At 44.3% G+C, this 24,459-nt stretch carries 17 protein-coding genes and 4 pseudogenes; 14 read left to right on the forward strand and 7 right to left on the reverse strand.

The window, feature by feature from the left end:
- Positions 1 to 8 precede the first annotated feature (8 nt).
- From JCM19039_RS08205 to JCM19039_RS08245, 9 genes and pseudogenes are all read left to right on the forward strand, one after another.
- A pseudogene (locus JCM19039_RS08205) lies at positions 9 to 835 on the forward strand (citryl-CoA lyase).
- Positions 832 to 2,259, forward strand: coding sequence for an aldehyde dehydrogenase family protein (locus tag JCM19039_RS08210; RefSeq protein WP_042425849.1), 1,428 nt, complete (start codon positions 832 to 834; stop codon positions 2,257 to 2,259). The pseudogene JCM19039_RS08205 and the gene JCM19039_RS08210 overlap by 4 nt, the downstream one beginning before the upstream one ends.
- Before the next feature lie 18 nt (positions 2,260 to 2,277).
- On the forward strand, positions 2,278 to 3,051 hold the full coding sequence (gene aroD / locus JCM19039_RS08215) for a type I 3-dehydroquinate dehydratase (RefSeq protein WP_042425851.1): 774 nt from the start codon (positions 2,278 to 2,280) through the stop codon (positions 3,049 to 3,051).
- Positions 3,052 to 3,055: 4 nt separating this feature from the next.
- The gene (locus tag JCM19039_RS08220; RefSeq protein ID WP_042425854.1) at positions 3,056 to 4,057 is read left to right on the forward strand and encodes a zinc-binding dehydrogenase; all 1,002 of its coding nucleotides are present in this window, start codon (positions 3,056 to 3,058) and stop codon (positions 4,055 to 4,057) included.
- A complete protein-coding gene (locus tag JCM19039_RS08225) occupies positions 4,054 to 5,817 on the forward strand; it encodes a thiamine pyrophosphate-binding protein (protein ID WP_042425856.1) in 1,764 nt (587 codons plus the stop codon). Before JCM19039_RS08220 ends, JCM19039_RS08225 begins: the two co-directional genes overlap by 4 nt.
- 35 nt (positions 5,818 to 5,852) lie before the next feature.
- Entirely contained in the window at positions 5,853 to 7,052 is a 1,200-nt protein-coding gene (locus JCM19039_RS08230; RefSeq protein WP_042425858.1) for a CaiB/BaiF CoA-transferase family protein, read from the forward strand.
- A 95-nt stretch (positions 7,053 to 7,147) separates the two neighbouring features.
- Positions 7,148 to 8,470: a hypothetical protein gene (locus JCM19039_RS08235; RefSeq protein ID WP_042425859.1), complete on the forward strand. Its 1,323-nt coding sequence runs from the start codon at positions 7,148 to 7,150 to the stop codon at positions 8,468 to 8,470.
- 92 nt (positions 8,471 to 8,562) lie between these two features.
- A complete protein-coding gene (locus JCM19039_RS08240) occupies positions 8,563 to 9,108 on the forward strand; it encodes a histidine phosphatase family protein (protein ID WP_238544975.1) in 546 nt (181 codons plus the stop codon).
- A gap of 58 nt (positions 9,109 to 9,166) precedes the next feature.
- A complete protein-coding gene (locus JCM19039_RS08245) occupies positions 9,167 to 9,619 on the forward strand; it encodes a pyridoxamine 5'-phosphate oxidase family protein (RefSeq protein WP_042425862.1) in 453 nt (150 codons plus the stop codon).
- A gap of 273 nt (positions 9,620 to 9,892) precedes the next feature.
- On the opposite strand, the gene JCM19039_RS08250 is transcribed toward JCM19039_RS08245, so the two are convergent.
- From JCM19039_RS08250 to JCM19039_RS08290, 7 genes and pseudogenes are all read right to left on the reverse strand, one after another.
- Complete coding sequence (locus JCM19039_RS08250; RefSeq protein WP_238544971.1) at positions 9,893 to 11,371, reverse strand: tripartite tricarboxylate transporter permease; 1,479 nt, start codon at positions 11,369 to 11,371, stop codon at positions 9,893 to 9,895.
- 12 nt (positions 11,372 to 11,383) lie between these two features.
- The gene (locus JCM19039_RS21825; protein WP_052398619.1) at positions 11,384 to 11,842 is read right to left on the reverse strand and encodes a tripartite tricarboxylate transporter TctB family protein; all 459 of its coding nucleotides are present in this window, start codon (positions 11,840 to 11,842) and stop codon (positions 11,384 to 11,386) included.
- 83 nt (positions 11,843 to 11,925) lie between these two features.
- Positions 11,926 to 12,951, reverse strand: a complete 1,026-nt coding sequence (locus tag JCM19039_RS08260; RefSeq protein ID WP_052398620.1) for a tripartite tricarboxylate transporter substrate binding protein — start codon at positions 12,949 to 12,951, stop codon at positions 11,926 to 11,928.
- 1,647 nt (positions 12,952 to 14,598) lie between these two features.
- A pseudogene (locus tag JCM19039_RS08265) lies at positions 14,599 to 15,629 on the reverse strand (ribonucleotide-diphosphate reductase subunit beta).
- 1 nt (position 15,630) lies between these two features.
- On the reverse strand, positions 15,631 to 16,077 hold the full coding sequence (locus JCM19039_RS08270) for a flavodoxin domain-containing protein (RefSeq protein WP_193744180.1): 447 nt from the start codon (positions 16,075 to 16,077) through the stop codon (positions 15,631 to 15,633).
- Positions 16,067 to 18,332: pseudogene (locus JCM19039_RS21830) on the reverse strand (ribonucleoside-diphosphate reductase subunit alpha). Before JCM19039_RS21830 ends, JCM19039_RS08270 begins: the two are co-directional and overlap by 11 nt.
- A 544-nt stretch (positions 18,333 to 18,876) precedes the next feature.
- A complete protein-coding gene (locus JCM19039_RS08290) occupies positions 18,877 to 19,371 on the reverse strand; it encodes a hypothetical protein (RefSeq protein ID WP_042425866.1) in 495 nt (164 codons plus the stop codon).
- A gap of 169 nt (positions 19,372 to 19,540) precedes the next feature.
- Between JCM19039_RS08290 and JCM19039_RS08295 the strand changes: the two genes are divergently transcribed.
- The 5 genes and pseudogenes from JCM19039_RS08295 to JCM19039_RS08315 all read left to right on the forward strand — a co-directional run bounded on the left by JCM19039_RS08295 (position 19,541) and on the right by JCM19039_RS08315 (position 24,457).
- Positions 19,541 to 20,614: an ABC transporter ATP-binding protein gene (locus tag JCM19039_RS08295; RefSeq protein ID WP_042425868.1), complete on the forward strand. Its 1,074-nt coding sequence runs from the start codon at positions 19,541 to 19,543 to the stop codon at positions 20,612 to 20,614.
- Positions 20,615 to 20,633: 19 nt separating this feature from the next.
- Positions 20,634 to 21,713, forward strand: a complete 1,080-nt coding sequence (locus JCM19039_RS08300) for an extracellular solute-binding protein (protein WP_042425870.1) — start codon at positions 20,634 to 20,636, stop codon at positions 21,711 to 21,713.
- Between the two features lie 69 nt (positions 21,714 to 21,782).
- A complete protein-coding gene (locus JCM19039_RS08305; protein ID WP_238544972.1) occupies positions 21,783 to 23,375 on the forward strand; it encodes an iron ABC transporter permease in 1,593 nt (530 codons plus the stop codon).
- 33 nt (positions 23,376 to 23,408) lie between these two features.
- Positions 23,409 to 23,872 (forward strand): annotated as a pseudogene (locus JCM19039_RS08310) (nucleoside deaminase).
- Between the two features lie 144 nt (positions 23,873 to 24,016).
- A complete protein-coding gene (locus JCM19039_RS08315; RefSeq protein WP_042425875.1) occupies positions 24,017 to 24,457 on the forward strand; it encodes a DUF1934 domain-containing protein in 441 nt (146 codons plus the stop codon).
- Positions 24,458 to 24,459: the final 2 nt, after the last annotated feature.

Raw genomic sequence — 24,459 nt, forward strand, 5'->3', positions numbered from 1 at the left:
GGATTTGGATGAGTCGTAGCGCATTAGAAGCCTATCGAAACGGTGGCGCATGGTGGGAAACAGAGATTAGTGATATAAAAAAAAATGAAATTATCATTCGTGGCGAACGAGTGGAAGACTCATCGGAAATGTATCGTATACGCAGATGCTGTACTTCTTACTTTGCGGTCGTCACTTAAGTGATGCACAAGCCAAATTGTTTGAAAGTGTTCTCGTTGCAGGTTCGGATCATGGACCTCGTGCCCCATCGATCGCAGCGGCCCGAATGGCAGCGACGTGTGGCGTTTCGTTTAATTCTGCGGTTGCAACCGGAATGAATATGCTTGGAGATGTTCACGGGGGTGCGGTGGAAGAGGCGATGGCCATTCTTTATAAGACCGAAGACAACCTCAAACACAATGAAACAGCCGTGGATGATAAATTGACGGAAATCTTTTCGCGCAAAGGAAAGTTACCTGGGTTTGGTCATCAGTTGCACGACGATGATCCACGTGTGAGTCGTCTTTATGAGCTAGCCGGAGAGCTCATTGAGACAGGTGAGATTACAGGAACGTATCTGGATATTCTTGCAAACTATCGGGACCGTCTTTCTGAACGTAAAAATCGAAAGATGACAATCAATGTGGATGGCATTTCAGCCGCTATTCAATGTGAGCTCGGTGTTCCAGCGGAAGCCGCAAAAGGGATCTTTGCGCTCTCTCGTGGCATGGGCATTGTGGCGCATGCGTACGAAGAGATGATGAGCGGAGTACGCATTAAAGGGCCTTGCCCGAATGAAGAGCACCTTGTTCGTTATACAGGAATTCAAAAGCAGGATGGGGGAGAACGCGCATGAGAAAGTCAAGACCATTCATTGCCGGACAATGGATTGATAAAGAACAAGACGGAATAAACGTCGTAAGCCCATACAGTGGAGAAGTGATTGGACAACAGTGGGAAGCAGATACAAAAGACGTTGAGAGAGCGCTCTCTCAAGCGTTTGCAGGCAAAAAGGTCGTTGCCGGTTTATCTGCTGCAGAACGTGCCCGCATTCTAAAGCAATCAGCAGAGCTTCTAACCGAGCGAAAAGAAGAATATGCAAAGCTTATTTCCTTAGAAGTAGGGAAAGCATTAAAAAATACGCGTGATGAAGTGTCCCGCTCAATTGAAACGCTAGAACAATCAGCTGAAGAAGCGAAGCGTTTAATCGGGGAAACCATTCCTGGAAGCGCCTCAGAGCGTGGGAAACATTCCATGGCGCTTACGTTTCGGGTACCAGCAGGCGTTATTGCTGCAATTACACCGTTTAATGCACCGCTCAACCTCGTTTGTCACAAAGTCGGTCCTGCATTTGCAGCTGGGAACGTCACACTATTAAAACCAGCTCCGCAAACACCGTTGATTGCAGCGGCTTTTGTTGAACTGATGATGGATGCAGGGATGCCGAAAGAAGCGCTTCATATGGTGCTTGGTGGTCGTGAAGTGGGTGAGCAGATCGTTGAGGATGAACGAACGAACATTATTTCTTTTACAGGAGGCGTACCCGCAGGACGTCAAATATCAAAAATTTCAGGGATGAAGAAAGTATTGCTTGAACTCGGCGGAAACTCAGCAACGATCGTTCATCACGATGCAGATATAAATCGTGCTGCATCCCTTGCTGTAAAAACAGGATTTAGCAACTCCGGTCAAAGTTGTATTTCCGTTCAGCGCGTTTATGTACATGAAGATGTGATCGAACGCTTTGTTGAACAGGTGAAGGAAAACGTAAGCGAGTTAAAACAAGGAGACCCCCTTGATGAATCAACAGACGTTGGTTGTGTTGTGGATGCGAAAACAGGAGAGAGAATTGCTTCATGGATCGAAGAAGCGGTTTCTGAAGGTGCGGAGTTAATTGCAGGAGGTGGCGTCGAAGGCGCAGCTGTCCAGCCGTCTGTGTTATATCGCCCGAAATCGACCAGTCGTGTCGTTTGTCATGAAGTGTTTGGTCCACTCATTAGCATTTTGCCTTATACAGACATGGATGACGCCATTGATGAAGTGAACGATTCGGAGTTTGGTCTACAAGCAGGGATCTTTTCAAATTCAATGGATGTCATCCGAAAAGCTGCAATTGAGTTAGAGATGGGCGGCGTTGTTGTGAACGGAACATCAAACTACCGTCTAGACCATTGGCCATACGGTGGAATCAAAAACAGTGGATTAGGTCGTGAAGGTGCACGTTTCGCCGTTGAAGAAATGTCTGAAATGAAAATGATCGTTTTACAAGACTTCATGTAAAAAGGAGATGAATGTGTAATGAAAAAGCAAGTACTGCTCCAAGACTTTCGCAATAGTGATCAGCAACGACCGCTCATTTGCACACCGCTTACGGGAGTGGATCGCAATGCGCTTATGACGCAGCTTGAAGTGATTGTGAAAAAGAACCCTGACATTATCGAATGGCGCGTTGACTTCTTTGCAAAGCTTGATGACGTTGAGGCGCTTCGATCAACAGCTGAAGAAATTCGCAATCGATCAGCCCATATTCCGATCCTATTTACCCGCCGATCAATGAGAGAAGGCGGCGAATCCATCACGATGACAGAAGATGAGGTCTTTGATATGTACGAAGCGATAATTAAGAGCGGAACCATTGACCTCATTGATGTTGAATTAAGTTCAGAACAACAACATATTGACCGAGTAAAGGCACTCGCACAAGAACAGGGCGTGCAACTGCTCATGTCGTACCACAATTTTGCAGAAACGCCGAGCGAGCATCTCATCTATGAGAAATTGCAACAAGCTGACGAGCAAGGGGCAGATGTTGGAAAAGTCGCGGTCATGCCGCAATCGGTTGCCGATGTGCTCACGTTACTACAAGCAACAAACAAAGCGTCAGAACACTTATCCATTCCAGTTGTGACGATGTCGATGGGTCGCCTTGGTGCTTTGTCACGTATGATGGGCGGTGCGTGTGGATCGGCGATGACGTTTGCCGTCGGAAGTGAAAGCTCTGCGCCGGGTCAAATGCCAATCGAACAGTTGGAAACCGTGCTTGAAGTGATTGATGATGTAATGGGGGAGTGACGACGTGAGTGAATTGTATATAGCTGAACCGAATTCTTTAGTGCTTAGGGAATCGGCGCCTCTGCACGCGGTAGAGGCGAATGAAGTTAAAATTCGAGTCATCTATGGAGGGATTTGTGGGTCTGATCTCTCTGTGTATCGTGGTAAGATTCAGCACGCCACGTATCCAGTTCGACCGGGTCATGAGCTTGTCGGTATTGTTGAGCAAGCAGGCAGTCATGTGTCGATATCCGAAGGAACACGTGTCGTCGTTACGCCTAATACGTTTTGTGGACAATGTGAGTATTGCTTAAACGAACAAGAAAACATTTGCCCGCACAAAAAATCAATTGGCATTAACGCAAGCGGCGGTTTTGCTCATGAATTTATTATAGATTCGAAGTATGTGATTCCGATTCCAGATGACGTTTCTAATGAGCGAGCCGTCCTCATTGAACCGTTAGCGGTGATCGTTCACGGATTAAAGAAGCTGAACATAAAGAAGGGCGACCGTGTGCTTGTCGTAGGTTGTGGAACGGAAGGCTTGTTAACGGTTGCTCTCGCTGATTACTTAGGAGCCGACGTAACAGCGGTTGACATTAATCATGAAAAATTAGACATGCTAAAGCCTTTTCCACACATTCGAGCGACACACCCAGATGCGATTGATGAAGACGCCTTTGATTATGTAGTAGAAGCTGCAGGTACACCACAGTCGGTACAATCTTGTTTTCGTTGGTTAAAACCAGGGGGTTCTGTACTTTTAATCGGCATTACGAACGAATCAGAGTTGCCGATTGGACAGATCGTTCGAAAAGAACAGACCATTTATGGAAGCATTATTTACCGTTTTCCAAAAGACTTTGCCGAGAGCATTGAATACTTGTCGGATGAGCGGTTTGATCCGACAGTCTTTATCTCTAAGATTCTACCGTTAGCAGATTTTGAAAAAGCCTATGAACTTGCCCTTTCAGGGAGTTTTGCGAAGATCCTTATTGATTTTCAATACAAGGAGGAACAATCATGAAGAAACTCATTTCAACCCAGTTGGTCAACTATTTAGAAGACCGGAATGTTGATCATATCTTTGGTTTATGTGGCCATACGAATATTGCCGTTTTATCCGAGCTTGATAAGAGTTCGATTAAATTTATCAATGTTCGTCATGAACAAATTGCGTCTCATGCAGCAGACGGGTATGCCCGTGCGAAGAAAGAAACCGCCGTTGTCCTTAGTCACCTTGGACCTGGTTTAACGAATGCAGCAACAGGTGTAGCAAATGCTGCACTCGACTCAATTCCAATGGTTGTCATTGCTGGAGACGTTCCGAGTCATTATTACGGCAAGCACCCTCACCAAGAAGTGAACCTTCACGCAGATGGCGCTCAATTTGAAATCTATCGTCCATTCGTGAAACGTGCATGGCGCGTAGATCGCCCGGACTTGTTCCCAGAGATTCTGCAAAAAGCGTTTCAACTTGCAGAAAGTGGTCGTCCAGGACCTGTACTCGTCTCTGTTCCAATGGACATTTTCTCTAAAGAAGTAGACACGAGTCTATTTGAAAAGTTAAAGCACCATACACGTGTGATTGATAAACCATCATTAGATGAGGAGACTGCCGAGCGTATCGTTCATGCTCTTGCAGACGCAAAACGTCCGGTCATTTATGCAGGTGGAGGCGTCGTACTTTCGGATGCTACCGAAGAACTGCAAGCGTTTGTTGATCATATGAACATTCCAGTTGCACATTCGTTAATGGGCAAAGGTGTACTGCCTGATGATCATCCGCTAACGCTTGGGATGACTGGATTTTGGGGAACGAAATTCATTAATGATCAGACGAAGAATGCCGACTATCTCTTCGGATTAGGAACGAGCTTCAAAGAAGCAGATAGCAGTTCTTGGTATCCAGGCGTCACGTTTGATATCCCAGCAACAAAACTCATTCAAATTGACATTGATCCAAATGAAATTGGACGAAACTACCCAGTGGAAATCGGTGCAACCGCAGACTTAAAACGCGCACTCGTCGCCTTGATTCGCGTGGCTAAACGTCTCTATCCGAACGGCATCGACCGAAATGAAAAACTCAAAGAAGACATTCAAACGTACCGTAAAGAACTCAGAAGTAGCATTAGTGAAAATGTGAACAGCGATGCGTTCCCGATGAAGCCGGAGCGAATTCTAGCCGATGTTCGTGAAGTTCTCCCGCGGGATGCGTACATTACGACAGATGTTGGTTGGAATAAAAATGGTGTTGGCCAGCAGTTCCCAATCTACACACCAGGATCAATCTTAACTCCTGGAGGGTATGCGACGATGGGATTTGGGTCTAGCGCGGCTCTTGGTGCGAAGCTTGCACAACCAGAGAAGACCGTCGTATCTCTTATTGGTGATGGTGGCTTTGGTCAAAATCCAGCAGTGTTAGCCACAGCGGTTGAAGAGAATATCCCTGTCGTTTGGATCGTGATGAACAACAGTGCATACGGAACGATTGCAGGCCTTGAGATGGCTCATTACGATACGACGTACGGAACACTTTTCAAAAAGGGTGGAGAAACGTATACGCCGAACTTCGCAGCCATCGCTGAAGGGTTTGGTGTAAAAGGGATTAAAGTACAAAGTGCAGAGGAATTTAAAGGGGCTGTGAAAGAAGCGATCGACGCGAATGAGCCGGTTGTCATTGATGTAGCGATGCGTAATGAGCCGGTACCGACAGACGGTCAGTGGAACATTAACGACATCTATTCACCAAACAGCACGAAATCTCACGTTAGCATACCGTAACGTTCGTGAGTCCAAACGAAAGGGGCAGTTTAGACATGGCAAAAACACCTTTAGAAGGCGTTACCATCTTAGATGTTTCGACAATGATCGCAGCACCTTACGGAACAGCACTTCTTGGCGATTTTGGTGCAGATGTAATTAAAGTAGAGATTCCCGGACGTGGGGATACGTCACGAAGCGTCGGTCCGTTCTCCGAAGACGGAGAGCCGCTTCGGTGGCCAGGTCTTTCTAGAAATAAACGCTCGCTTACGTTAGACCTCCATCAAGAAGAGGGCGTGGAAATTCTAAAGAAACTCGCTCGAAAATCGGATATTCTTGTTGAGAATTTTCGTCCAGGAACCCTTGAGAAATGGGGCGTCGGATATGATGTTCTAAAGGAAGAAAACCCGAACCTCATTATGATCCGTGTATCTGGTTATGGACAGACCGGTCCGTATAAAGAGAAAGCAGGATTTGGTACTCCTGCAACCGCGTTTAGTGGCTATACGTATTTGCAAGGGTTTACGGACCGTCATCCGGTCAGTCCGCCGTTCTCGTTAACCGATTATATTTGCGGCATCTATGTGGCATTTGCAGCTGTAACGGCGCTTTACAACCGGGATACATCGGAAGAAGGCAGTGGGCAAATGGTTGACATTGCCCTGTATGAAACGGTCTTCCGTATGATGGAGTTTCTCGTGGCAGAGTATGATCAGTTGCAAAAAGTACGTGAGCGTGCGCCAGGACTTCATGGACATTCATCACCATCTGGAACGTTTAAGACGAAGGACGGTCATTGGGTCGTACTTGTAACGAGTACAGACACGACGTTCAATAGATTGGCGAATGCGATGGGGCGAGAAGATATGCTTGAAGATCCACGTTACTATACAAACGCCAAACGACTGGAAAACAACGACGACACGAACCAGATTGTTGAAGACTGGATCGGAACGAAAGACCGTAAGGAGCTGCTCAACCACCTCGATGAATACGGTGTACCGGTAAGCCCGGTGATGAGTATCGAAGACATCTTCAATGATGAACAATATCGAGCCCGTGAAAACATTGTGGAAGTGAAACATCCACGCCTTGGGCAAATCAAAGTGCCAGGTATTGTACCGAAGTTTGAAAAAACACCGGGCAGTATTCGAACTGTCGCCCCAGATTTAGGCGAAAACAATAGTGAAATTCTTTCAGGTATCGGTTTTTCAGAAGATGAGATTGTGCAGTTGAAATCAAAACACGTGATATAATGAATAAAAGAGGGTCTATAAGGGCTCTCTTTTGTCGGTTAATTTGAATCAAAGTAGGTGGGAGCATCTTTTACTTATACGGAATCATCGTCATCTTGTATCTGATTCAAGAAATGTACACCGTGCCCGGCATTCAGACGGTGATTGGCATACTCGCCTTACTTATTATTGTTCTTAATATTCAAAAAGCCAGCCGACTGTACAAATGGGCTGGTCTTTCTTTCTTTTTGTTAGGCATTATTTTCTATTGGGTGTATGTTCCTACCGATGTCCGGTTTTTTGATCTGTTCGGATCCATGGTTAGTTTATTGGCGCTCCTGTTCATTTTGCCGTTTATGAGTACGATCATTTCTGTAGGGAAATACGACCGAGCACTCAGTCAAATGATCTCCATGCCTCCAAAACCAGATACCGTTCGCCTCTACCGCCGTACATCGTTAATGTCGTATCTACTCACGCTGTTTCTTAACGTAGCGACCGTTCCTGTCGTCGTTGCGACGGTGAAAAGTAAGCTGGAACAATTGAGCAATGTCGTCGTCGAACGGTTTTTTGCTCATAGTATATTGCGGGCATATGCGATGCTTCTCTTGTGGAGCCCGACCGAAATACTCGTTGCCTCAACCGTAGATATGACAGGGCAAAGTTATTTAACACTGTTGCCGACGCTGTTTACGATTAGCCTTATTTTTGTCGCGATTGATTGGTGGATTCATAATCGAAAGCTTAGAGGCGTTGAATTACAAACAACCATCGAAAGTCCAGAAGATATTCATTCTTTATATAAGAAGCTGCTTCATCTCGGAGTTGCGATTACGTTCTTTATAATCACACTGCTCACATTGAATAGCCTCATACCGCAAACATTTTTGTTCACCGTTACGATACTTATTATCCCGTTTACGTTCATCTGGTCTGCCTTCATAAAAAAACCGAAGCGATTTCGCGTGATGAGTTGGCGATATTTACGCGGAAACACAACGCAGCTTCACGGTCTGTTTTTCTTGTTTTTATCAGCAGGGTTTTTCGTCGAAGTGTTTCCGTATACCGTCCTATTTGATTACATGAATGTAGGGTTTGATTATGTGTATTCGCAAGGTTCGTTACTGTTCTTTTATTTACTGACGGCATTATGTATATTTGGCCTGGCGCTCGTCGGCTTCCATCCCCTCATCTCCATCGCCATTATTTCGCCGTTTTTAACCGAAGCGATCGCAGCGCATCCTTACGGTGTGAGCGTGTTGCTCATCGGGGTTGGTTTAAGTACCGTCATGATTGGACCGTTTAATGTGACGCCAACCGTCCTTGCCATGCAATTGCAAGCGAATCCGTACAACATTATCCGAAAGAACTTAGCATTTGCATTCGGTTACTTGTTGTTTATCGTTTTGATCGCATTCGTATTTAGTCTAATTTTGTAGTCCGTCGACCTACTTTTGTATCCTGCTTATTCTTAACGATTGAAACAAGTAGTACTCCAGGAGATGAACGAACGAAGACAACCATTTATTTCATTCGCCACGCCCACTCGCCGTTCGTTTTTGGCGAGGAGCGTGAGCGGGCTCTATCCGATCAAGGCATTGCAGAAGCAAAACGGTTAAGACCAGTGCTTAGCCAGATTTGTTTTGAACACGTTTTTTCAAGTCCATACAAACGGGCGATACAAACGATCGAATACGCCCTTCCTCATGCGAATATTTCAATACACGAATCGTTAAAAGAAAGGCCGATTAAAGGGAATTACAAGTTGGCAAACGAAGAACGAATGATCGCTCTAGAACGATCATTCATAGATATAGATTTTTGTTTAGAGGGCGGAGAAACGGTGAGAGAGGCACAGGTTCGAGCTTTGCCCGTCATTTTCAACATCATAGAAGAGAAAGACTGGTCAAACGTGGCCGTAGGGACACACGGAAACATCATGACTTCGATGATGAACTACTTCGATCCAGTTGCTTTTGGTTATCGCTATTGGGTTCACACGTCTAAGCCTGACATCATCAAATTAGCATTTCGAGGGTATCATCTTGATTCAGTAGATAGACTGCATCATCCGTAATTTTTGAACAGCAGCAGGATGAATAGTAGAATGTTATGAAAATGATGGAGGTGATGTTTTGAAAGTCATTCGAGATCGGAAAAAATCATTTGATTTGGATGCATTTCTACAAAAGCCACAGTTTGCCCATTTAGCAACGGTCACACAAAATGGCGCCCCGAGAGAATCACCGGTTTGGTTTTATTGGGACGGAAAAGCTATTTGGGTGATTGGAAATCCAGCTTCGGACAGTTTTTTGGCTCGTGTTACAGATGAACCGCGATGTGCAATTGGATTTGTGGAAATGGAAAAAAGAACAGGAAAAGTATGGCATGCGGGTTTTCGCGGACATGCGATGGTAGAGCCGTTTGACCGAGCGGTTGCAAGACAAATTCTTAAACGCTACCTTGGGGACAACGAAGAAGAGTGGGACCCGAGGTTTCAGAACTTAGACAGTGCAAATCGTCTCCTTCGTTTTGTCCCCGAAACGGTTGTCGTTCGTGACCAATCTTTTGAATCGAGCTTTTCGTGAGAGGGGATTATAGTGAAAATCGCAAGCATATCATTGATGAGTGTTGCTTTACTGACGCTCGGACTTATTCAGATGTGGGCAGGAAATGGCGAGTTCTCAGGGTGGAGTTTATTGCGGACTTCATCATAAGTTTTGTAAGCATAAGTGCTTTAAAGAAGTGGGCAGAAAAGAATTAGAAAGCGTATCCACCGACCGTTGTGTGGATACGCTTTTGTTCTTCTTTGAGTGCGTGTTTTTGTTAAGCTGTTTCGTTTTTTCTAAAAATCTTTCGTTTCAGTGATTTGTAGTAAGGCGTTTGCGCGAATAACGTAAACAAAATGAACAAGGTGAGTACAAGGCTGATTGGGTTTGTGAAAAACCCGCTAATAAAATCAGACATCGTACCGTTCGCGGACATATACGCCCGGCGGAATGAAGTATCGAGTAGCGGTCCGAGTATGATGCCAAGCACAAGTGTGCTACGGAGAAGTTGTTTACTTTCATAAAGAAGCCGACCAAACCAAACCCGAGCATCCAATACACGTCGGTTAAGCTGTAGTTCATTGCATACGATCCGATGACCGTAATGACGGCAATAATGGGCAGTAATATTTGCCGTGGAACTGTCACGATGCGTATGAAAATTGAAACGACCATGAGGCCAAATACGAGCAAGAATACGTTTGCTAGAACAGATGACCCGACCATTACCCAGAATAGGTCACCACTTTGTGTCATGAGCATCGGGCCAGGCTGCAGTCCATGAATAAACAATGCACCAATGAAGATTGCCGTCACCGCGTCCCCGGGGATACCGAGGGTAAGCATAGGGATCATCGCGCCCCCAATCGCGGAGCTATTGCCCGCTTCAGGTGCAATGACACCAGCGTGAGCCCCTTCACCAAACGGTCGATTCGGGTTCTTTGTCGAGCGTTTCGCGTGGTCATAAGATAATAAAGCTGCAATCTCACCGCCAGCACCTGGAAGGGCGCCGGTGAGAACACCGAGAATCGAGACACGCATAGATAAAGGGAGAAACTTAAAGATAAACCGTAAAGGTGGAATAACCATTTTCTTAATTTCAAGTGGTTTTCCTTGGCGCTTCAACTCTCTCATCTGGTAGAGGATCTCTGACATCCCGAATAGTCCTAGGAGCGCGATAATAAAATCGACTCCGTTCATGAGCTGTAATGAACCGAACGTAAACCGGGAGCCGCCACCGATCGGATCCATACCAATCAGGCCGATGACAATACCAGCACCTGCAGAGAACAACCCTTTTGCTAAAGTGCCGTTACTCAAATTACCAACGAGCAAAAGACCGAGTAATGCGAGTAAGAAATAATCGCGATTCGCAAATTGAACCGCAAATGATGCGACAACTGGTGCTGCAGTTGCGAGCACGATGACACCGACAAGCCCTCCTATGAAAGAGAAAATGGTCGTTAGGAAAAGGGCAAGGCCCGCTTCCCCTTTCTGAGACATCGGATAACCGTCTAATGATGTTGCAACCGAAGCAGGAGATCCTGGTATATTGACGAGAATCGCTGCTCTTGAACCTCCATATACACCCCCGTAATATACCCCAAGCATAAGCGCGAGTGCGGGAAGTAAGTCCCAAGAATAAGTAAGAGACAGAAGTAAAGCAACCGCCATCGTCACCGAAAGCCCAGGAATTGCACCGATAAAAATCCCTGCTAGCGTACCAGCGGCAACGAGGAGGAGAAGTTCCCAATCAAGAAAAGGAATGAGAAATTGTTGGATAATTTCCATAATGCTAGCTCCTTAAGGGAAGACAATGTTAAATAGTTGCGAAAACAAGAAATAGATAATCGTCACTGTGACTACAGAAACAATGATGTTCGTATACCATTTAATCCCTTTTAATAGATAAATGCTTATGATTAAAAACAAAGTTGTACTAATGAAGAACGGTAAAAACGATAAAGAAAGTACGTAAAGAACGATAAAGATAAAATAAGAGAAGATTAGGAGATAATCTCCTTTTGAAAAGTCATTATCAGTCGCCTCAGCAGTTGCTTGTTCTTGTTTGTTTTTGCGTAAATCACTGATTATTGTCGAGGCTCCACAGAGCGCTAGAATGATTGCGATAACCCCTGGCAGAAAACCTCCTCCGGCGGGGTTTAGCATTTCTTCTCCTTGAACTAGAAGCGATTGATATAAGATAACAAAACTTACCATCAGCATGATCGCGCCGGGAAGGGTTCGTTTTAATGTAAGCATGTGTACTCGCGTCCTCACTTTGAAATAGGTGTAGATTGAATCGAAAGTGAGGGTGCACATCTTTGCACCCTCACCGTTTTTACTTAATCAATGTCTTCTACCCTTGGTATATCAAATTCCTCTGGTGAATTCTCGGTGGCGCCTGCGTCATACAATAACCAAGCGGAGACCGCCTGAGTTTGGCGCATCCAATCAACCGCTTCATCACCACTAATGTTAATCGGCTCCGCTCCGAGTGAAGCGAGCAGCTCTTGGAAAGACTCTTCTTCAACCGCTTCATCAAAGGCGGAAACAAGCGTTTCCTTTACATCATCCGGTGTCTCTGGGTGAACAAACGCCCCGTAAAATGGACCCCACGGTAAATACTTATCGAATTCCGGATAAATATCACTCAGAGCAGGGGCATCCCAAGCCTCAACTTCTTCGTTATGAACAATCGATAACATCCGGATATCACCGGCTTCAACATACTCCTGTGCCCCTGCAACACCAACAACAGTTGCATCAATTTGATCGCCTAGCATTGCTGTAAACAGTGGACCATCCCCGTCGTAAGGAACTTGGTTAAATTCAGTACCAAGCTCTGCAGAAAGCATCGAAGCAACGACATGTGGCAACCCACCTTCACCGCTTGTCCCTAGGGTGAGATCGCCAGGGTTGTCTTGGGCGTGTTCTACAAGGTCTTCCAACGTTTCAAATGGAGAGTCATCCTTCACGACAACTCCCGCAAGCCCTTGCCCAATGATATTCACTGGATAGAAGTCATCAATGTAATCCCTCTCAGAAATACCGAGCACATTGTAAATTAACGGATTTTCTGCACCAAACAAAACGTTATAGCCGTCTGCGGGTTGATCATACACATACTGTGTCGCAATAGCCCCCGTTGCACCCTCACGGTTTTGCATTACAAATGAAGCATCTAGTGCATCTTCTGCTTGAATGGCCAAGCTACGAGCGACATTATCTGTTGCGCCACCTTCACCCCATTGAATGATCCCATTAATATCTCGCGTAGGATAATTGCTTTCCCCTGATGTTTCCGATGATTCACATGCACCGAGAACGACAATTGTCATCATTCCCGCCAGTAGTCCAAATTTCTTCATGAATAAGTCCCCCTTTATGTGTAAAAGCGCTTACAAAATGTGGATAGTTCCACTTAATGGAATTTGATAGTGTAGAATGGAACTAATGATTAAAAGAATTGTAGCACTGTTTCGACAACCTGTCACGTACTTTTTTATAAACATACGCAAAAGCGGAGGACAGGGCGTAGGTAAGCGTCGTTACAGACTTCAATGGTTCTGGATAGAATAGAAGAGTACTGGAGGTGAGATGAATGGTTAAAAATTATTGTGGGTGCTCGAGACGCCGCTGTCCAAAACCTCAACGTCCACAGCAAAACCCAAGTTGTGGAAGAATCGTGATTAACAACAACTTGATTAACGGACCTGGAGTTGTAAACCGAGGTCAAGGTCTATAATCGTTTACAAAAGATATTTCTGCTGGTGCAGCCGCATGATCATCATCACAACAATTCCTTCATAAAATAGATACGAAAAAAGAACCGGTCATTGACCGGTTTTTATGCGTGCCGATAGATGGATTCTATCTATGTTGAGTTCTAAATAGAAAGAACTTAACATTTTCCTAGTTGCGCAGTTTGTTGTTGCTTTCCACTGTAGGCGGATGCTTGTACTCCAGAGCATAAGTGCGGCATCACCTCTCACTGCGCTCCGCTTGTGTTCGCTGTGTCTACTTGACAGTCCAGACTATAAGGGCAACATCGGTGGTCAAAAGACGTCCACCGTGTTTTCTTGACACTCCAGAGCAAAAGGGCGACATCGGTGGCGAACCCTGCCACCGTGTCTACTATGCAGTCCAGACTATAAGGGCAACATCGGTGGCGAAAAGACGCCTACCGTGTTTACTTGACCACTGAGGACCGGTTGGGCGGGCCTCCTCGGTCTAACGACGAGAGCGAAGAGAATTTGGAAATGGTCGGGCTGGCTAGTCTGAACGAGTGGTGCAGAACGTGCCACACTTTTTTCGTGACTTGGCGCCTCTACGTAGGAAACCTCGGAGTGGCTCCTGCTTATGGGAGGATTTTTTCCATTTATGAAGTCGATTTAACTAAAATCTTACCAATGTTTGTTCTATGGTGAGATTTTCAGTTTCTATGGTAGGATTTGCAACACCCGGATGCCGAAAAGAAGAGAAATTTTACCATAGGAGCTTTTATGGTAAGATTTTAGCCCTACACCTTGCTTGGTGCCCAGCATGGAGAAATTGGAAGGCGTATATTCGTACTTTTGCTTGTTGAAAAGTTAAAATCTCCTATCAACGGTTTTATGATGCGATTTTGTACATCCAAAACGCCCAAGTTGCCCTCGAACTCCTGCGTAGAATGGGAGAACTAGTTCCAAAGTTCACTGATTGGAATCAGATTCACTCATATGTGATCGTGTTGCGTCGTTCTGATTCCAATCGATGGGAATCTGATTCCAAACATCCGTTAATGGAATCAGATTCAGCACTTTAAAGAGAATGAACGGCGATCTAGTTCCAAAACCATGTTCACATTCGTCCTCACAACGCCATGAAGATGGAGATGCCTGAACTGCCCGCCAAAACACTATACAGAAATAACATACATACAAAAAAGGGAGTACAGATCAAAACCGATCTGTACTCCCTTTTTACTTTAGAGGCTTTTGAGACAGCCCCATGTCAAGCGTTAGGTGGCCCTGTATTTAGAGTTCATCAAAGCCGTTATCGGCGTCGACTTTCTCGTAGCTACGGTTTCTCGCTTCAAAGAAATCGGTTTTCGTTTCATCGAAGTTGTCGACAAATGCTTTAATCCACGGCATGCGTTTTCTAATGCATCTTCATAAATCGGATCAATACCAAGTGTTTTTAGCATTTTGTTTGCACGATATTTGATGTACGTGTGCATTTCATCGATATCGATGCCAACAAGCCCTTCTAACACTTCATTCGACCATTCAATTTCGGATTCAACCGCATATTTGAACTCTTGCTCAATGAATGAAGTCAATTCTTCGGTGTTTAAGCGTGGGTTCTCCCCAAGCACTGCACGAAGAAGTTCAGACATAAACTTGCCGTGAACAAGCTCATCACGGTTAATAAAACTGATGATTTGTGCGGTTGCGTTCATCTTCTGTTGGCGGGCTAAGTTGTAGAAATAAGCAAAACCCGTATAGAAGAAGATGCCTTCCAGAATGATGGAATAGATAATGACACGAACGAGCTTTTCCTCTGTAGGCTCTTGCAAGAAATCATCGTAAGCGGCCATTACCCGTTCGTTGCGTGCAATGATCGTCGGGTTCACGCGCGCATCATCAAAGATCTGCTTTTGCTCTTCGTAGCTAAAAAGGGAAGAAAGTGCATACGAATAACTTTCGTTATGTACGACTTCTTGTTGAGCAATGACGGCAGCAATCGCATGAACGCTATCATCACTTACATACTCACTTACGCTGTGAATAAGTCGTGCTTGTGGTGTATCTAATGTTGCCAATAGCCCGATCGTCAGCTTATATGCCCGAAGCTCCTCATCAGACAGTTCAACAATTGATTTACTGTCTGGGCTCATGTTCACTTCTTGAGGAATCCAGAAGTTTGACATGAGCTCACGGTACGTTCGATAAAAAGATGGATACGCAATGTCATTCCAATTTAAGATTCCGCTAGAGAGACCATTGATAATCCCTGTTGATTTCACCGGGTTTGCCGGTTCCATTATTGCTACTTTCTGCATCATATTATTCACTACCCATCGCCTCCAGCCATTTCTCAATAGTCACAAGATCATTTTTTGCCGGCATCTGTTCAATTTTAAGGACAGGGTAAGCACTCTCGTATACACGAGCGATCTCACGTGCAGCGAAACAATACCTGTCTCCCCATTGTGTGTCTCCGGTACCGAACGCAGCAACGTCAGCATGAGCCAGATCATATTCCTCGAGCAATTCCTCGACCAGTTCAGGAGGCTCATGTGTGTCGTCTGTGTACGTGCCAATCAAGATCTTTTGTTTGTCTTGAATGAGTGCGAGACCTTCCTCTTTTTTGAGGTTTAAGAAGTTTCGGAGCGGCTGAATTGTAACAGCCGCTCCTTTGTCTTCTAACATTTCCGCGATGATGGCCGCTAATCGGCTCGTGTTGCCACTCAGTGATTCATACAGCACGAGTGTGCGCATGCTAGCTTGCACACCATTCGCATTCTTGAATATCAATTTTACTGCTTCGCACATAATACGTCGTTTTAAGTCCTGCATTCCACGCCGCTAAGTGAAGCTCAAGCAGTGTTTTTGCCTTAATGGAAGCCGGTACGTAAAGGTTAAATGATTGCGATTGATCGACGTGTTTTTGTCGTGCTGCATTGTGTTTGATGCTGGCGAATTGATCTTGTTGGAAGGCTGTTTTCTCATAGTATTTATAATTCTCGCCAGTAATATCAGGAGCAGTGACGGTAATTCTATAGTTTTTCTTCTCTTCCACATAACTTGGACCAAACGTAGGGTCAATGCCTGCGGTACTTCCGGCAATGGTTGCGGTACTACTGTTTGGCGCAACCGCCATTAGATAACCATTACGGATTCCTGTTTGTTGCACTTGATTGGCGAGCTTTTGCCAGCGCTCGATGCTTGAATACGCTTGGTCGTCATTTTGTTCAAGGTAGCCGTGGCGCTCGAAGTAACGACCGGTTGACCATTCCGATCCAGAATAAGCAGGATAACTGCCTTTTTCTTCAGCGAGGTCTGCACTTGCTTGAATCGTTCTAAATGCGATCTCTTCGTATAGTTCATCGGCAAACTTAGCGGCTTCTGGGCTTTCCCAATCCATTTCATTTTGTACGAGCAGGTGGTGCCACCCGAAAGTACCAAGTCCAATCGCGCGATACTTCTTGTTCGTAATTTGAGCTTGAAGGACCGGCAGATTGTTAATGTCAATCACGTTATCAAGCATTCGAACTTGGATTGGAATTAAACGTGGCAACACTTCTGAGCGAACCGCACGTCCAAGGTTGATTGAAGATAGGTTGCAGACGACAAAATCGCCTGGTTTCTTTCTGATGACGATCTCGCCGTTGTCTTCAATTTGTTCAACAACAACGGTCTCAGACATGTTCTGCATAATTTCTGTACATAGATTTGAACTGTATACAATGCCTTCGTGCTTGTTTGCGTTCATACGGTTTACTTCGTCTCGGTAAAACATGTACGGAGTACCTGTTTCAAGCTGGGATTGCATAATTCGTTTCATCACGTCGATCGCTTTTACTTTTCGACGGCTCGTTAACTCTGTCGATTGGACACACATTTCATAACGCTCGCGGAATGTACCGCGGCCTTTTTCCTCATCGTAGCTGTCTTCTAACGACCAGCCAAACACTTTGCGTACTTCATGAGGATCGAACAAGTACCAGTCACCACGTGCTTCTACCGTCTCCATGAAAATATCTGGCAAGTTCACGCCTGTAAAAATATCATGGGCACGTTTGCGCTCATCTCCGTTGTTCAAACGCAGATCAAGAAATTCAAAAATATCGGCATGCCACACATCTAGATAGACTGCAACAGCCCCTGCGCGTGTCCCGAGCTGGTCGACACTCACAGCAGTATTGTTGATTTGACGAATCCAAGCACAACGCCAGAGGATGTATTTTTATAGCCACGGATATCGGAGTTTGCAGCACGCACTTTGCCGATGTAGACGCCCACTCCGCCTCCGTATTTGCTCACGTTTGCAATATCAGTGTTGCTGTCGTAGATGCCTTGTAAGCTGTCGTCGATCGTATCAATAAAGCAACTCGATAGTTGTCCTGCTTTTTTGCCCGCGTTTGCAAGTGTTGGTGTAGCTACGGTCATGTAAAGGTTAGAAAGTGCCCAGTACGCTTCTTTGACAAGTGAAAGACGATTCGCACGGTCTTCTTGAGACATGAGCGTCATGGCAATCGTAAGCCAGCGTTCTTGAGGAAGCTCGTATACTTCTTTGCCGTCGTAACCTTTCGCCAAATAGCGATCACTCAACGTTCGTAACCCAGCATAAGTGAAGAAGTGGTCACGATCAGGCTCGATAAACTTAGCTGCTTCTTCAATCTCTTCTTGCGTGTAATCACGCAAAATCGTTACGTCATAAATGCCGAGCTGGCCGAGACGTTTTTGTAGGCCGTAAAACTTCCGTATCGTTGTTTAGCGTCATAGCTACGGTTGTATGCCGCTTTCTTGTATAAATCGCGTAGGAAAATCTTCGAAGCGGAATACGTCCATTCCGGAACATCAATATCATTGTTCTCGGCAGCGGTTAAAAGCAAAAGTTGTGTGATGTCTGCTGCTGAATACTCTGGCTTGGCTTCGATGGATTTTGCGACTTTCTCTTTATATTGGTCCACGTATTTTTGGATCCGAATGTCGGTCGTTACTTCATCAATAAATGCAAACAAGCGCTCCTTATCAAAGGGCATTTTGCGAGCGCCGTCATGTTTTGTAATCGTCGTCACTGTGGCCACTTCCAATCTTCTTGTGTTCGTTCTTTTATTTTACCACAATCTGTTGTGTTAGTGAATGTTTCTTACCACTATAGATTGTGGTTTGTCGATATTTGAAAATAACATTCTAACGTTCTTGTTCAGTTAATTAAAACGGTGGTATTCGTATGTAAACCTAGTTTACCAAACATACGTTCTCTATACAATGTTGGCAGATGTACTGACGAGTCGTTATCTAAAAATAAGATCTGGCATAAAAAAAGAAAATTCGACATCGATCATTCGCCATCAACCTCCGACCGTTATTATAAGCGAAGAGCGTGTGGATTGTAAGAGGAGATTTTATGAAAAAATAACGACAGGTACTTCAAAAAACGGCCCAATACGTACAGCTGTTGCGTTTGGGTACCACCGTGCATCTTTTTAAAATAACTTGAGCTTTATTTGACGGGAAACAAAAGCAAAGACGGAGAGATTTTTTATGTTCTCTCCGCCTATAGCTAACGATTTAATAGGATCATTATGCTTCAATCTCGTATGTGTCAAGCAAATCGTCGAGATATTGTTCAAACTCAGCGAGCACTTCATCGGCTTGCATATAAAGTTCGTCGCGCTCATCAAAGAGCTGTTCGGCATCTTCGCCACTCTCAATAACAGAACTAAACGCATCCTCATCTACTTCGACCGCTTGCAGATTGTAAGATGTTTCCTCAATGAGCAAGTCATTTAGCTGTTCGATTTCTTCAGATTCGAATTGTTGGTCAGTGAGGTGGTCATGCATCAATTCAAACTGGGGGATGAGCTCTTCTCGAATAATCTCAAGCACTTCTTCATCCTCACCATTTGCACCACGTTCATCGTACTCATCATAAATGAGTTCTACTTCCTCATACATGATTAAAAATTCATCGTAAGGTCCGTTTAAATAAGAAAGCAATTCTTCTTGCGTATCGTCCACATTGTTGCAACCTGTTAAAAGAAGTATTGACACAAACACCCAAACCCATCGTTTCATCATGTTTCCTCCTGAAGTATGTATCCTCGTAATTTATATTCATCCGCAAAATCTTCATACAATTCACAGCTACATCAATTGACTACACAATCATAAATGTGATAAATTCGAACTACGAAACTGATAATCATTCTCATTGTAACGATTATAATGTAGAGGTGAAAGCAGTATGGCTTTTATACAGATTGAACAATTAGAGAAGCTTTTCTCTGCACATCATAAACGAGCTGTATCCAATTTTACATTAGATATAGAACAAGGTGAAATCATAAGCCTTTTAGGTCCAAGCGGTTGTGGGAAAACCACTACCCTTCGCATGATTGCTGGGTTTGAGTCGCCGACAGCTGGGACAATAAAAATCAATGAAAAAATCGTATATGGTTCAGGGCATTCTTTGCCACCAGAAAAAAGAAGCGTCGGGATGGTATTCCAAGATTACGCACTATTCCCGCACTTAACTATTGAAAAAAATGTCATGTTTGGGCTGACGAAACTCCCGAGACTGAAACGTAAAGATCGTGCGCTAGAAATGTTACAAATGATAGGGTTAGAGCAATATCGAAAACAGTACCCTCACGAGCTTTCAGGGGGGCAACAACAGCGTGTGGCTCTTGCAAGAGCTTTAGCACCTAAGCCAGATGTGGTTCTTCTTGATGAGCCTTTCAGTAATCTCGACGCAAGTTTACGTGATCAAATGCGCAAAGACGTGGCGAGTGTACTTAGAGAACAAGGGACGACAGCAATATTTGTTACTCACGATCAAAAAGATGCATTTGCCATTTCTGATCGTGTCATTGTCATGAATGAAGGTATTATACAACAAATTGACCATCCAAGGGAAATGTATAAACGACCATGTAATCAATTCGTTGCTAGCTTTGTCGGGAAAACGAACATTGTTCATGGTGAGCTAGAGACCGACCTCAAACACGTGAGCACATCATTTGGTAAGGTGTGCCTTGCCAATCGCCAGCAGGCACATATGAATGACCTTATTCAGCTATCTATTCGCCCAGAAAGTTGCAAAGTGAACGACAGCGGCAGATACACTGGGGTTGTACGTGAAGTGTTATATGCAGGCGAGTATCAAGAAGTTTTACTTTGTCTGAATTGTTCTCCTGAACATTGCCTTACAGATAATCAAGAAACAATGCTTATTCGTGTTCCGTTAGAGAATGATATTGAAATTGGACACACAATTGCTTTTGATATTGAACCGGAACTCGTCGCCGTTATTAACTAAACAAATTGGAGTGGAGTCATTGTTAAATCGTAAATGGAAGTATCCAGTTGTTTTTTCCTCATTATTGTTGGTTGTTGCTGCTTGTGGCAATGATACAGAACCAGAACAAAACGCTGAAGAAAACGGAGAAGAAATTACAACAGAGGCTGAAGACCAAGAATTAATCGTTTATTCTAGTAGAAATGAGAACTTTACAAATAATTTACTCGATAAATTTGAAGAAGATACAGGAATTGAAGTACTTGTCAGTCATTTAGATGAGACTGCGGTCAATCTTATTAAAGAAGAAGCAAATAACACACAAGCTGATATTTTCATTTCAAATGAGATTGGCGGACTTGAACATTTGCGAGACGAAGGGTTGCTACAAGGATATACACCTGAAGGAATTGAGACAATCGATGAAGATTATCGAGCTGAAGACAACTCTTGGATTGGGCTTTCAGCACGTACGCGAGTGCTTATGTACAACGAGGACTTAATTGATGAATCTGAAGTACCGACAAATATTGAAGCTTTGGCAGATGAACAGTATGCTGAGCAATTCGCGATTACACGTGGAGGAAACGGATCAATGATCGGTCACGTTGCCGCACTTCGACAAGAGTGGGGAGACGAAGCGACGTTGGAGTGGTTGAACGCCATTCGAGACAATGCTGGAATAATTACAAGTGGTCATGGTGATATTCGTAGAGCGGTAGGTGCTGGAGAGGTAGCTTTCGGACTCGTGAATAACTATTATTACCATCAACAAATTGAAGAGCCCGTAGACAATAATGTAGGCGTTGTTTACCCTGACCAAGCGGATGGGGAAATGGGAGCGGTTATTAATGCGGCAGGAATTGGCATGATTAGCGAAGCGCCAAATCAAGAAAGTGCTGAGCAATTCTTTGAGTGGATTATGATACCTGAGAACCAACAAGCTTTTTCCTACGATTCTATGGAAGTACCATTGAACCCTGAAATCGAAGCGTATGAGAATGCTGCACCATTAGATTCATACAACATTCAAGATATGCCATTGCGTGAACTAGGAGACATGTGGGAAGATACGAGGGAATTAATTGAGCAATCTGGACTTGATCTAGAAATTGGCTAATGAAAAACAAAGGTCTTTGGCCTTTGTTTTTCCGTGCTTAAGAGGAATTTGTGGTGATTGAGAATGCGTATGAAAAACTTATGGTTGAGAATATGGAAAGGCAATCCACCAGGGTTTTCTTTGCTTATCATTTCTTTAACAGCAGCGGTCCTGTTGGCAGTTCCGGTACTTTATGTAGTGTTCAGATCTATGACGGCAGGAGCTGAACGATGGATGAGGCTGTTAGATGATCGTATTCCAGAGCTATTGTGGAATACGATTAGTCTAACGATTCTCGTTACGATAGCCACTATTGTTATAGGGGTGTTTTTGGCGTGGTTTGTAGAACGGACCAACGTCCCCCTGCGAAACTGGTGGCGTTGGCTTATGGCTGTACCTCTTGTCATTCCACCGTATATTGGTGCGGTTGCCTATATCATTATTGCAGGTCCACGTGGAACACTCGCGAGACAATGGCGAGATTCAGAGTGGCTCAGTCAATTAGGGGAATTTCCATTAGAGATTTATTCATTTACAGGGGTATGGTTTGTCCTGACATTATTTACGTTTCCGTACGTGTTTCTCATCGCGTCATCTTCACTCAGAAAAATCAGCCGAAGCTACGAAGAGGTTGCACGTTCCCAAGGGTTATCTACAAGCAATATATTCTATAGAGTGTATTTACCTTTCTTAAGGCCAGCGATTGGTGCAGGGGCGCTTTTAGTCTCCCTTTATGTGATCACTGATTTTGGTGCCATTGCTATGCTCAGATACTTAACTTTCACTTCTGCTATCTATTACAATATGGGAAGCTATGACAATTTATCAGCTACCGTTCTTAGTACGGTTTTATTCGGTATAACGCTACTCATTTTATGGATGAATGCTAGGTTTAAATCTGGAAGAAATGTGCATCAATCTACAAAAGGTAAAGCGACAGATCAGATTGTACCTTTAGGGAAATGGCGTTGGCCTGTATTTTCTGTCATTATGATGATTTTTACATTCGCTGTAATGATTCCTGTAGGGGTTATGATCTACTGGTCTTATATTGGGCTGCAAGCAGGAGCGCTTGACGCTCAATTTATAGAGTACGCTTGGAATACATTTTATGTATCTGGGTTAGCGGCGGTCATTGCTATGGCTGTTGCGTTGCCGATCATCTACTTAAAGTCAAGACATCCTTCCGTTATTAGTTCAATAATTGACAAGCTTTCCTACTCTGGATATGCATTACCAGGGGTGATTGTTGCATTAGGTATGATTTTTGTTTTTAACAATTACGTGCCTGTTTTATACAATACCGTACTGCTTGTCGCACTAGCGTTTGTTATAAGGTTTTTGCCTCAAGTTCTTCAATCTGGTGAAGCTTCATTACAACTTGTTTCTCCTAAAATGGATGAAGCGGCTAGAAGTCTAGGCTCTAAACCATGGCAAGTAGCAACTCGTGTAATCTTGCCCACGATCCTACCAGGAATTTTAGCTGGAGGTGCACTTGTGTTTGTGAGTGCTGTAAAAGAGCTTCCAGCAACGCTGCTGCTTCGACCGCCGGGGTTTGAGACACTCGCTACGAGAATTTGGGTAGAGACGAGCGAAGACATATACTACATGGCAGCCCCAGCTGCCTTATTAATTATCCTCATTTCGATCATCCCCCTTCGATACTTGCTCAAAAAGTATTAGAATAGTTGTATATAGATAGAGGAGTGTTTAATCATGGATCATCAACACCATTTAGAGACAGCTATTGCTTTAGCATGTGAGAACGTAGAAAGCGGAGGCGGTCCATTTGGCGCGATTGTCGTAAAAGACGGACAGATAATCGGTCGTGGTGGGAATCGCGTGACACCAAACAATGACCCTACCGCTCATGCAGAAATTACAGCCATTCGCGATGCGTGTAACACATTAGGGACATTTCAACTCGAAGGATGTGTGCTATATACAAGTTGCGAGCCGTGCCCGATGTGTTTGGGGGCGATCTATTGGGCCCGTCCAGAAGCGGTATACTATGCGATGAATAAAGACGACGCTGCCACTATTGGATTTGACGATGCGTTTATTTATGATGAGATTTCTAAATCATATACAGAACGAACCATCCTTTTCACCGGTTAGTGGCCGACGATAAACGCCCTTTCCAGCAGTGGGAAACAAAAACAGACCGAGTAAACTATTAAGAAACAAAAAGCTCCTCCAATACTAGACAAAACTCGCTGTTATTAGAGGCGGGGATTTTAAAGTGAAACGAGAATGTAACTCTACGGTGATTGCACCTGTGTTTGAGTTTGGATACACTTTACTATAGGAAAGGGGAGCTCCTAATGAGTGAGGAGAGCATTCCGGTTCATGTTTCAATGCAAACACAAGTAGAACAAGCAGGAGAGCACAAACGAATTGCTGTGAGTGGTTACGGAGAAGTGGTGCAAAAAACGGAAAGCACATACGTTACATTTACAGAAGAACTCGAAGACATTGGTGACGTGAAAACCATTATAAAGATTCAATCAGGCGGTTTGACAGTGTTACGAAACGGTGCCGTATCCATGCGGCAAGTGTACACAAAAGGCGAAGAGACGGAAGGTTCTTATGAAACGCCATACGCCAAATTCCAGACACTAGCGAAAACAGAGGACGTAAAGGTACAATGGTATGAGAATAGCGATCTGCTAGGCAAGTTAACATTTGTGTATGACTTGGAGCTGCAAGGCCAGCTTGCCGGCCACTACGAAGTGGAGATCAAGATCAAGGAGGAAAAGCAGTAAAC

This window comes from Geomicrobium sp. JCM 19039 (assembly GCF_000698145.1).
Classification (GTDB): Bacteria; Bacillota; Bacilli; order Bacillales; family Marinococcaceae; genus Geomicrobium_A.